The 12057-nt window shown below is 37.8% G+C and carries 12 protein-coding genes; all 12 read left to right on the top strand.

Annotated elements, in window-relative coordinates; all coding sequences use genetic code 11:
- The first annotated feature begins 167 nt into the window (after positions 1-167).
- Positions 168-632, top strand: a complete 465-nt coding sequence (locus D0S48_RS08540) for a transcriptional regulator (protein ID WP_144540466.1) — start codon at positions 168-170, stop codon at positions 630-632.
- Positions 633-986: 354 nt separating this feature from the next.
- Entirely contained in the window at positions 987-1802 is an 816-nt protein-coding gene (locus D0S48_RS08535; protein WP_151111277.1) for a flagellin N-terminal helical domain-containing protein, read from the top strand.
- Between the two features lie 178 nt (positions 1803-1980).
- Entirely contained in the window at positions 1981-3360 is a 1380-nt protein-coding gene (locus D0S48_RS08530; protein WP_151111276.1) for a S41 family peptidase, read from the top strand.
- Between the two features lie 14 nt (positions 3361-3374).
- Positions 3375-4052 carry a hypothetical protein gene (locus tag D0S48_RS08525; protein WP_144540459.1) on the top strand — a complete coding sequence of 226 codons (678 nt, stop codon included), beginning with the start codon at positions 3375-3377 and terminating at the stop codon, positions 4050-4052.
- Positions 4049-5305, top strand: a complete 1257-nt coding sequence (locus D0S48_RS08520; RefSeq protein WP_151111274.1) for an efflux RND transporter periplasmic adaptor subunit — start codon at positions 4049-4051, stop codon at positions 5303-5305. Before D0S48_RS08525 ends, D0S48_RS08520 begins: the two co-directional genes overlap by 4 nt.
- Before the next feature lie 345 nt (positions 5306-5650).
- Positions 5651-6064 (top strand): DUF4262 domain-containing protein, encoded by a 414-nt coding sequence (locus tag D0S48_RS08515; protein ID WP_225321722.1) that lies wholly within the window; start codon positions 5651-5653, stop codon positions 6062-6064.
- 233 nt (positions 6065-6297) lie between these two features.
- Entirely contained in the window at positions 6298-7212 is a 915-nt protein-coding gene (locus D0S48_RS08510) for a DMT family transporter (protein WP_151111272.1), read from the top strand.
- Positions 7213-7409: 197 nt separating this feature from the next.
- Positions 7410-8411, top strand: a complete 1002-nt coding sequence (locus D0S48_RS08505; RefSeq protein WP_151111270.1) for a hypothetical protein — start codon at positions 7410-7412, stop codon at positions 8409-8411.
- An 86-nt stretch (positions 8412-8497) separates the two neighbouring features.
- On the top strand, positions 8498-9247 hold the full coding sequence (gene sigI, locus D0S48_RS08500) for an RNA polymerase sigma-I factor (protein WP_144540452.1): 750 nt from the start codon (positions 8498-8500) through the stop codon (positions 9245-9247).
- Complete coding sequence (locus D0S48_RS08495) at positions 9244-9630, top strand: anti-sigma factor domain-containing protein (RefSeq protein WP_151111268.1); 387 nt, start codon at positions 9244-9246, stop codon at positions 9628-9630. The genes sigI and D0S48_RS08495 overlap by 4 nt, the downstream gene beginning before the upstream one ends.
- A 26-nt stretch (positions 9631-9656) precedes the next feature.
- Entirely contained in the window at positions 9657-10346 is a 690-nt protein-coding gene (locus tag D0S48_RS08490) for a hypothetical protein (protein ID WP_151111266.1), read from the top strand.
- Positions 10347-10914: 568 nt separating this feature from the next.
- Positions 10915-11871 carry an NAD-dependent epimerase/dehydratase family protein gene (locus tag D0S48_RS08485; protein WP_151111264.1) on the top strand — a complete coding sequence of 319 codons (957 nt, stop codon included), beginning with the start codon at positions 10915-10917 and terminating at the stop codon, positions 11869-11871.
- The last annotated feature ends 186 nt before the right edge of the window (positions 11872-12057 follow it).

Below are 12057 nucleotides of genomic sequence, written 5' to 3'. Positions count from 1 at the left end.
TTAACTATCATTTATTCTAAGATTCGCTGTTTTAAATTTGAATAGAGAAGCCTATACCTACAAGGATATGAATGCGTTTTTTTGGATAAATACACTACACGAAAAATGTAGAATATGATATACTAATATAAATCAGAAAATTCAAAAAGGACAGGAGGGGATATGGAATGTTACTTGTACAATTAATGAAGCCTTTTTATACTCAGCTCGAGGGAGATAGGATAAAGCTTGTTTTTGCCTATCAATACTTTTCCTTGCGCAAGGACGACGAGCTATTTGATTTTATTCCTGTAGAAGGAAAAGAGATAATAGTCAACGCTAACTCGTTACAAGTCGAAAACCTGTCCGAGGTATTTGTCTTTCAAAAAGGAAACCGATTTATACGACTTCCTTTATACCAACTCCTACTAGTCTCTGATATTCATGTGCATTTACAAACAATTATTAATTCAAACAATAATGTAGAAGAATCTAGCTCAATGCTATTGGAAGGAACAAAAGAGATTATTAAACAATTGGAAAAAGAGAATTTTGAACGTATGATAGATTATGCATTACTTCATAAAGACGCAGCACTATTCAAAGAACTACAACAATACAAAGACACATACGGAGGACACCATGTGGACTAATTTTTCAACATAAAAAACACCTTACGAAAAGATTATTTCGAAGGTGTTTTTTATATGAGCAAAAAGTTAAAAGGAAGTAAAATAGTAAAGGAAAAAGATAAACGCACTTGAGCCGAGCACCCCAAACAAAATATCCTCCCAACTGAAACCAAATTTAGTCATTTTCATGCCTACCCTCACCTCTTTTCTGTTTAATAGATAAGTCGGAATTAAGTCTATAAAGGTTACAACTAATATATTACAGGTGCCTGGCACCTGTAATATATTAGCTGTAATAAAAAAATAATTTATCTATTGATATTTTTGTGGGATGAGTCGATATAAAGGTTAAATAGATGGGGTGGGGGTGGAGAGATGCTAGGCAAGTGGAATGCGACTGGTTTGAATATTCTTCGTAATATGAATAACCAATGGGCGATTGCTAATCGGTCGATGGAACGTCTATCTTCTGGCTATCGTATTAACCGTGCAGCGGATGATCCTGCAGGTTTAGCGATCTCTGAAAAGATGCGAGCTCAGATCAGAGGCCTTGGGCAGGCAGCACGTAATATTCAGGACGGTATTTCATTGTTGCAGACGGCGGAAGGTGCACTAAATGAAACGCACGCTATTTTGCAACGGATGAGGGAATTGGGTGTGCAGGCGGCTAATGATACGCTGACGGACAATGACCGTGATTTGCTTAATATCGAGTTTGAGGAATTGAAGAAAGAAGTAAATCGTATTTCTAAGGATACTAATTTCAATACAAAGACGTTATTGGATGGCACTCAAACCTCCATCAAAATTCAGGCAGGTGCAAACTCAGGGCAATCTATCGAGCTTAACATTGGGAATATGTCTGGTGATAGCTTAGGGTTAAAAGATCTCTCGATATCGACAAGAGAGAAAGCAGATGCTGCGATAGCTGGCATGGATGAAGCCATTAAGCAAGTGTCTCGTGAGCGTTCCAGAATGGGTGCCTATACTAATAGGCTGGAGCACGCTTATAATAACGCAGTTAATATGGAAGAGAACTTAACAGCTGCTGAATCTCGCATAAGAGATGCGGATATAGCTAAAGAGATGATGACACTCGCTAAAGCAAATATTTTAATGCAGGCCGGTCAATATGTTTTAAGCTTACATATGCAGCAGGCTCAATCCGTACTACAGCTACTAAAAAGTTAACTCATTCTAACAATCGTGAATTGAAATTTTCACGGTTGTTTTATTTTGCTGAGTAGTTAAATGCATTTATGTTGTAATAAAATTGAATTTTTATATTGCCAAATATATAAACTTTTTAGCATTTCATATTTTTTTAAGTTAAGATAGGTTTATAGCATATGGGAAGTGGGAATTAGTTATGAAGAAAGTCTCTGGATTAACTACATTTTTATTAATAATAGGATTGCTGTTTGCTCCTATTTTAACATTGGCTGCCCCTATTGATGAGGTCAGGCAAGTAATAGAAGAAAATTATAAAGGGGAGCTTCCAACCAATTTAATGGAACTAAGCTCTATTGATGCTATCATCGAGCAGCTCGACCCTTACTCAACCTATTTTACAAAGGAAGAGTTTAAGAGATATACAGACTCTATTAATAACACAACAACAGGTATTGGGGTTGTTATAGAAGAACACGAGATGGGTATCCAAGTAGTGAGCACATTCGAAGGAACTGCAGCAATGGAAGCTGGAATTGAATCAGGAGATATTATTCTATCTATAGACGGGACATCGACTGAGAAAATGTCTGTGCAGCAGGCTTCTACCCTGATCACTGGAAAGGCTGATACAAAGGTTAACATAGAAGTTTTGAAATCAACGGGCCAAAAGAAAACATACATATTAACGAGAAAAAACTTTAGTGTCCCGGTAGTTACACACAAGCTTTTAAATGAGGGTGTAGGTTATATTGGTGTCAATTCCTTTTCTGAGGATGGTGCCTCCCTTGTAATTTCGGCAAAGGAGGAGCTAGCGAGGAAAGGTGCGACCTCCTATATTTTAGACCTTCGTAACAATGGTGGAGGTTTTGTTAAAACCGCAGAGGAGCTAATTGGTTTATTTCCGAACAGTCCATACGCGTATATGCTTATGATGAAAAATCAGGTTGGTCTTGTTGAATCCATTCCGCAAAAGGCATTGTTTCCAAAGGATACAAAGGTGCTTGTGAATGGATATAGCGCGAGTGCATCTGAAATGACTGCAGCAGCGCTCTTGGACCAGAAGTCAGCCAAGCTTTATGGTCAAAAGACTTATGGGAAAGGCTCCATGCAATCGTTCTATCCGTTAACGGACGGCTCATATTTGAAGCTGACAATCGCGGAGTTTGCAGGTCCTAAAGGCAGCTCTGTGAATAAAACCGGAGTGAAGCCTCAAGTAGTTACTGAAGAAGGTATGGAGCTAGAAAAAGCACATTTAGATGCAATTCTTGAAAATTATCAAACATATAAGAAAATGCCGGCCATAAAAAACGTGATGACCAATAAACAATTTACTATTACATTTTCTAAAACGATTCAACTGAATGACAAAGAGAGAGTTGAATTGATTAAATTGGGTGAGACAGAGGGAACTCCAGTCACAATAGAGCAAAAGTCAGCAAAACAATTAAAAGTCATACCAAAAGCAGCATTAGAAAGAGGAGCAGCATACCTCCTACTCATCCACCCAACCTTCCAGTCAAACAAAGACACTAAGATGGAAAAAGGTGCATATGTCGAGGTGACTGTTCAACCATAAAGGGGGAACACCTAGTGTTTTTTGAATTTAGATTTTGGAAATATCTTTTTCATCAACAAGAATTAGCAATGTCATTAAAGGATTCGACCATGCGCGACTTTAAAGGACGCGTATGGTTCGTTGTATTATGCGGGGTGCTTCTGTTTGCACTTCGAGACGTTTGGGGAATGCATACAGAAGGACTTACCTCCCTATTTGCAAAAGGATTTGGAGAAACATATGTGATTGCTAGAATCGTTTCCCTTATAGGAGCTATTCTTTGGTCGCTTATTTATATCGCATTTTATTTTTTCGGGATTTCATACATACTTCATAAACTAACGAACGTGGACTTAGCAAAGATTGCTGTATTACAGCTTTTTGTAGTGAGTCTGCTGTTAATGGAAAAAGCATTTGTTTTTATTTTATATTCATTAGTTGGATATACAACAGACTTTTCGGTCCTATCATTTGGTCCGATGGCAGCCTTATTTTTAAGCAATAAGTTTTTTATATACTTTTTTAATGAATTAAGCCTAGTTACGGGGTTAATTGTTGCTCTTCAATATCAGTTTCTACGTATCTACACAGACTTGTCGGGTCGTAATCTAATAATTATTTTAATAGCAATCCCGGTAGTGCTGGCTTTGCTAGTAGCAGGGTTCGAGATCCTTCCTATTGAAAAATGGATAGAAGGGGGGCAAGCAGCATGAACAAGTGGCTAGTAATCGGAATTTCTATCATTGTATCTACCTTTGTTGCGGCTAATGCAATTCTGCTGTTCTCGGATAAGAGTGAGATTGCGAGATCGTATTATTTAAAGGATCACGAGAGAGTGAATACGAATACATATGCTAAAGAATTAGAGAAAGAATCCCTTGTTGTACCTACAGATGAAATAACGGTGACAGTCGATGCTGAACAAGTAAGTAACATCATGGTAAAAGAAGGAGAAGAAATAGCAGCAGATTCGGAGCTTGCACAATTAAAGCAAGACTCCGCTGAAGAGCAACGAGCGATTTGGGAAACAGAAATACAGGCTTATATGCAGGAGCAAAGCCAGCTGCAACAAATTATTGGAAACCTTGAGTCGGAGAAATCTAGCTCCCAGGGCAGTTACTCTGATACAGACACAACTACTAGCAATGAAGGCAACGACGTCACAGATGTGAATGTGCAAGTGGATGTTCAGCTTAAACAAGACGGAAGCTATGCCCAAGCTATTGCCGCAGCAGAGCAAAAGCTAGCTGATATAGAGCGCCAAATGCAAATCATTAACGCACAGCTCAGTCAGGAGACAGGAGCAGTCTCAGTCCTTAGCCCAATTGCAGGAACCATTGCATCTGTTGAAAATCTAGACGGTAAATACAAAATAGACATCTATTCACAGGAAAAGTCGCTACTTACCTTCGTTCCTGAAAAGGAATGGCATGAGTTAGAAAAGGATCAGCCAGTTCGAAACTACTCCTCACATAGTGAAACTGTGGTAGAAGGTGGCATTATAACGAAAAATCAAGTCCCGACTAACAGTTCTCCATGGCTGTCGGCCTACAAGCAATTCGACTCAAAAGCTGAGGAGCCACTATATGGGGTCATGATCCAACCAACTGGAGAGCCGGTAAATCTGCCATTTGCCGCAAATATGAACTCCGTTATTACAACTGCTCAAACAGACAATGCAGTAAAAATAAAATCTGATTGGCTGTTAAACCCTTCAAAGGAAAAAGCAGAGCTTTACATATTAACTGAAGAAGGAAAAATTGCCCGAACAGCAGTAACCATACCCTTCTATCTAGATAACTGTGCTATCCTTTCGGGACTTGAAAGTGGAATGATTGTCCTAGAAAAGGATACAAAAACAGATAAGGCACCAGCATTCTTACCATTTCCATTAGAAGCACCATCCTGGAACAGCATAAAAGCAGTTAGCTGGAAAGATTATCTTAAATACCTAACGTACAAATAACTATATAGACAGTCTACTAAACAATTAAGAGGATATTATGTTCATTAGGGCATATATTCTCTTTTTTGTATTTTACAGTGTTTTAAGGATGGTAGCTCGAAATAGGAAAACAAGGGCGGTCAATTGTAATAAGGAATATATTTTCAATCTAGTCGTACGCTTTCCACTGAGGGAGCGTTAAGTCATCACAACAGTCGCTTTCGCATCGTGTTCATGACACACACTAGAGTGCTTTATTCGTCTTATAAAATACTTATAAAGAATTACACGGTTTAAAGAAACTTGTGTATTTGCTAGAAAATATGTAAGTAAACCTTAGCTGAATAAAGATTTGGAGGAAATCACTTGGAAAATGAGGAATGGGAAAAGCAAATGATAGAAAAATACGGCTGGTATATGGATATTATTTACGCTGAAGAATATGACCAAATACACTCTAATTATCATACTCATGGAGTGAAAGAGAATTTTAATCATATTGATTTTCAAATCGTACTTAATATTGACCCAGAAGTTGCAAATGTTATTTCTTTCAATTTAATAGAGGACATCCGAAATGGGAAAATATTTGAGGAAGACAAAAAATACTCCGACATCATAGAGGGCTATAGAGTGGAATTTAAACAGTATAGAGAAATGGGACGGGATGTGTTAAGAGTCCTTTTGCCTGATGAAGGTGGAGTGTTGCCAACTGAAGAGAACTGTCACGAATTTTATAAAAGTCAGCTAGATGATTATGATTTTGACAGCGATGTTTAATATGGAAGAACGATAAGTGTTAAAAACACTTACCAACGCTTATGGCAGATGTAGTCATTAATAAATGAACTAAATAATAGAAAGGGCATAACATATTGTTTTATAGTTATATCTTTTCTTATTTTGTTCCGGCTGGCGAAAACCCGAATACATAGAGGATGATTCTCTTAACATATTACCATTATTTCGATATACTAAGGTTTAACCTAAATGAAAGCAAGGCGAATAACTATATGAACCAGTGGAAAATATACGGTATGCTCGTATTTGTAATGTTAATATGGGGAGTTAATCTACCAATGCTGAAGTATTTAATAGCAGAGGTTTCACCGGTAACCCTCACTGCCTTCCGTATTTTGACAGCTGGTATAACAGTATTTCTAATTTTGTGGAAAATGAAATTAATCCGAAAGCCGTCTAAGCAGGAATGGAAGTATATAGCGATTGGGTCACTGACGAACGTAGTGGGTCATCATTATTTTTTAAACATGGGGCTATCTATTACAAGTGGCACGCACGGTGGATTGATTCTTGGGACAGGACCAATGCTAACAGCTATAGCGGGGGCATTTATCTTAAGATACTTTCCTTCTAAAATACAATGGCTGGGAGTTATTTTTGGGACAATCGGAGTAAGTCTCTCAGTGGCTGGGGGCAGTGATATTGGTAGTTCCGGTCTAGGAGATTTCTTTGTATTCCTTGCTATAATCGCGCAAGTAATGAGTTATATGGTCATCAGCAAGGCTGCTAGAACATTAGATCCTAGACTGCTGACAGCTTATATGCTAGTAATTGGTTCGCTAATTCTAATCATAATTAGCTTTATCCAAGAGCCGAATGCGATCACTCAATTTGCAGAAATGGATTTAAAGTTCTGGGCAATTTTCTTCGCCTCTGCAATCTTCAGTACTGCAATTGGTCATATGCTATACAATTATGCAGTCGGCAAAGCAGGAGCAACCAAATCCGCCATTTTTATGAACCTGAACACCGTATTCTCGCTAATCTTCTCTGTCATTTTCTTAGGAGAAGTACTAGGCTGGAATCACCTTGCTAGTCTAATATTCATCATAGCCGGAGTAATCCTCGGCTCAGGAGCAGCAGAAGATCTATGGAAAAAGCATAAAACCAAAAAAGTAGCTACCTGAGGGTAGCTGCTTTTTTGATTACAGCTTTATGTCAGGTGCCTGGCACCCGTAATGTAGTAGTAACAATATTACAAGTGCCAGGCACCTGTAACAAAACAAAAAAGTTTTTAAAGCGACCCCCATAAAAATTGCTCATGGTTCGAATAACTAGGTGTCCGCATAAGAAACGCTGGGCAAATTCTATTCGAGGTGATCAAATGCAGAAATGGAAGAAGACTGGAGTAGCTGTATTAGTAGCTACTTTGACAGTATCAGGGGCAGGTTATGCGTGGGCTAGTGGAAATTATGACACGATCAGCATCAATGATGTATACAAAAACAAACAGGTATCAACAGAAACAACTCAAACAACGACAACACCAGAAACAACAAAAGCTGTCGCAGAATCAACAAAAACAACTCCTACTGCAACACCAGCAACAAATTTGGATATTCCAGTGGAAGTGTCGACGGAAAAGCTAGTTGGATTGATGAAGGCTTACGAAAATGCTGACAGCACAGAAGCAAAAGCAGCAATTTTAAACGTGATTAATCGAGTTATTGCAGAGTATGAAACTACTCAAAAAGATATCTATAAAGAGAAAGCACCAGAGCTTACGGCTGCAATCGATCGATTAATCGTGTTGTTCAAAACTTATCAGCAAGCTCCTAGTGCAGAAACAAAAGCAGCAATTATCACACAAGTAAAAGCAGTGATTACTGAGCTTCAAAATTATTTAAATAAACAAGAAGAGCCTAAAGAAGACAAACCTGTCATTGTCCCTCCAGTAAACGACAAACCTAACAAAGACAAGGAACAGGACAAAGCAGAAAAAGAAAAGAAAAAAGCTGAGCTAGAAAAGAAAAAAGCAGAAGAAAAAGCAGCTAAGGAAGCAGCAAAAGCAGAAGCTGAGGCAAAAAGAGCAGCAGAAAAAGCTGCAAAAGAAGCAAAACGCGAAGCTGAAAAAGCAGCGAAGCAAGCGGAAATAGAAACAGCGAAAAAAGCAAAAGCAGCAGAAATTGCAGCAAAAAAAGCACTACAGGAACAAAAAGTGGCTGATAAAAAAGCAGAAAAGCAACATAAGCATCCACATGGGAAAGAGGACAAACAAAATAACCATAATCATGGACAAAATCACAACCAAAATAATAACCATGACAAGCACAACAAACATGATAATAACAACAACCAACACAACGACAAAAATGATAGAAATTAATCATATTTCATAATACCGCTTTTCATTTCCCGAATAGACAGCTACAATACAAGTTTATACGGAGCTTATGAGAACGGAGGGTATGTATGCTTTTGTCCATTATTCAGGGCCTATTCAAAACAAAACAGAATAAAAGAAAGCTAGGTTCAGGGACATTAGCTGGCGAAGAGGAGGCAATCAATGACCTCCTTTTAGCCAATACCTCCTTTATAAAGAAGACTGCAGCTTATATTTGTAAGCGGCCAATCGATGAGCAGGATGAAGAATATAGTATCGCGCTTAATGGCTTTCATGAAGCATTACTTGCTTTCAATCCAAAAGAAAATGCATCACTACAAACACTTGCTCATCTAATCATTAAAAGGCGACTCGTTGACTTTATTCGAAAAGAAGCTGCCCGTAAGGAAAAGGTGCTCTTACTCCATACTGGGGCATCTGACGAAAGTGTAGACGAGCAACATTTTATATGGAATGAGCAATCGATTGAATCATATACGGAAGAACAATTGACGGAGGCTAGGAGAGAGGAACTGATTCGATACGGAGAGCTGCTTGCGGAGTATAATTTATCATTTAATGAATTAACCGTGGCTGCACCAAAGCATAAGGATGCAAGGAAGACTGCCTTTTTAGTGGCACAGATCATCTCCGAATCAGAGGAACTCTATCAATCCTTTATCAAGCACAAACGGCTTCCGCTGAAAGATATCGAAGCACTGGTTGATGTATCACGCAAAACATTAGAACGGCATCGCAAATATATGATTGCTGTAATATTGTTGCTAAACAGTGACTTCGTTTATATAAAAGATTATGTGAAAGGAGAAATCATATGATGCGCACGTATAGAGGCGTTGTCTGCGAAAAGAAAGACGACTACTATGTCTTTCTAACAGGCAAAGGCGAATTTCTGCGTGGTACCCCATTGGTTGATGACCCAGTGATGGGTGCCGAGGTAGAATTTCAAGTGCTAGAAGCAGGTGCTCCATTTTTACTGACACAAATAAAGCCAAAGATTCTAGCACCAGTGCTTGTAGCGGCAGTTGTTCTCATTTTCTTTGTCGCATCATTGATTCCTCAGCAAAACAGTGCTTATGCGTATGTACAACTTGAAGGGGAAAGGGCTGTCGAAATCGGTGTAGATGAGGAAGGGAAGGTATTTTCTCTCCGTTCCTTAGATGACGACACCCCCTCGACGTTACAGGGTGGGAGGATCTAACGCTAGCTGCTGTCTTAGTCCACGCAGTGAAGCATGTAGGAGCCAAACAGGATGAACTTGTAATCACCACAGTGTATGAGAAAGAAGCTAACCCAGAAGTGAAATCTCAGGTAGAACAAGCGGTGAAGGAAGTACAGGCTGTACAAACAGAGCAAAAAGTGAATGTGAAGGAAAGCTCTACAGAGGAACGTAAAAGAGCGAACGAAGAAAAAACCTCCATTCAAAAGTACAAACAAAAAGAACAAAAGCCAGTGAAAGAAAACAAAACAGGCAAAGAACAACCAAGCAACACCAGTGTAGATAAACCAAACAACACAAATGTAGAGCAACCAAATAACTCAGTCGAAAAACCAGTCGTTCCATCTCATGCTCCAGCTGCTACTGACAAGCGGGAGAAGGAGAAAAAGAAACAACCGAACAAAGATGTAAAAGAACAAAAAAATAAATCTCATAATCCCGAAAACAAACCGAACCCTAACCAGTCGAAAGAAAAGCAAGAATATCAAAACAAACATGAACAACCCCAGTCTAATAAACATGATCAGCCAAAAGGCAAGAATCAGAACAACCGAAATAATAATTCGCAAAATAACAAGCCAGACGGCAAGAACGACAATAATAATGGCAATAAAGGTAACAATAATAAAGACACCCATCATGGTAACCAAAAAGATAATAATAATAATGCGAACAAACAACAACATGAACATAGATAAAGAAGAAGACCCAGAAATTTTTCTGGGTCTTCTTCTCTTTTTATGACAATGATTGATTATTACAAGTGCCTGGCACCTGTAATAATCGTTTTGTGATAATAATAAGTTGTTTTTCATATATATCCATGATGGTTTGGTAAAAATAGAATAGGCTTTAATTATATTCTCCTTGTACATAAGACATTATGTTCAAGGAGATTTTTATTGGAAAGATATTGGGTTTGGCCATTGTTTTAAAGGTCAATAAAAATAATTTTCCTAAAAAGGTAATATACTTTGAATTTGAACATATATTAATTCTAGTCCAAACGATATAGGATATTTTTCATGAACATCATTTTTTAGATTGAATTAAGTGCTTGAGGATATAATTCGAACTTTTTCGTTAGAAAGAGAGACAAATTCATGTTTTAACAAAATATATTTAAGAAAAATATTAGAGAAAGAAAGCTGAAATCTTCTTACAGACTGTTAAAAAGTATGTAATTATAACAACAACAACAACAATAGAAAAATACTTTCATCAAAAATATGTTTGGGGGGAATGGTACACATGAGGAGAACTGGGATGAAAGTGCTCATAACAGGGGGCTATGGTTTTATTGGATCACATGTAGCAGAAAGGTTTTTTAATGAGGGCCATGAAGTGTTCATTATTGATAATTTGTCCTCTGGAAAAAAAGAAAATATTACGTTTAAGCATGAGCATTACCGAGTATCGGTGATAGATTCTTGCTGTGAACAAGTTTTCCAAGCTTATAACTTTGATATAGTCGTTCATTTAGCCGCCCAAGTTAGCGTAGCCAAATCTATAATAAATCCAAGGCTAGATACAGAGATTAATACAGTAGGTCTAGTGAATATGCTTTCTTTATCTCATAAGTATAACGTCAAGAAGTTTATTTTTGCCTCCTCTGCAGCAGTTTATGGAATGAACGAGAAAATTCCTCTAACAGAAGACATCCCATGTAGTCCTATCTCTCCGTATGGAATAAGCAAATGGATTGGGGAATCCTATTGTCAAAAATGGAAGGAGCTATACGGTTTAGATAGTGTCGTACTTCGATTTTCAAATGTGTATGGACCACGCCAAAGTAATGAAGGAGAGGGAGGAGTAGTGTCTATATTTTTAGATAGGCTTTTAAAAGGAAAACCTCTAGAAGTATTTGGTGATGGGGAACAAACTAGAGATTTTATTTATGTAGCAGATGTAGCAGATGCTATATATAAAGCTTCCTATTCTAACTTAACTGGAGTTTATAATCTCTCCACTCAAAGTGAGTGTAATTTAAAGAATCTCATAAAACAAATGGCAAATATACACGGAGATCTTCAAGTTACCTATTCACCAGCCAAACAGGGAGACATTTATAAATCCAAGCTAAGCAATGAAAAATTAAGAAACTCTCTTAACTGGAGCCCTTTCTATGGAATGGAAAAAGGTATAGAACAAACTTATAACTGGCTAGTGGAAACAAAAACAGAAAAGGAAGAACGAACAATCCTAAACCCGGTCTTAATTTAAGATGAGTTCAATGTGGATGTGATGTTACAGGTGCCTGGCACCCGTAACATCCTAAAACTCGAAAACTAACAAAGAAAATCTGATCGAAGCTGTATAAACAGCTACTTTGATCGGATTTTCTTTTTACTTCGCTTTATTACAGGTGCCAGGCACCTGTAATATAGCCCCTATTATAAAATACATCAA

It is taken from the genome of Psychrobacillus sp. AK 1817 (assembly GCF_008807035.1).
Classification (GTDB): domain Bacteria; phylum Bacillota; class Bacilli; order Bacillales_A; family Planococcaceae; genus Psychrobacillus; species Psychrobacillus faecigallinarum.
The sequence above is the reverse complement of the archived record's forward strand: the minus strand, read 5'-3'. Positions and strand labels throughout refer to the sequence as shown.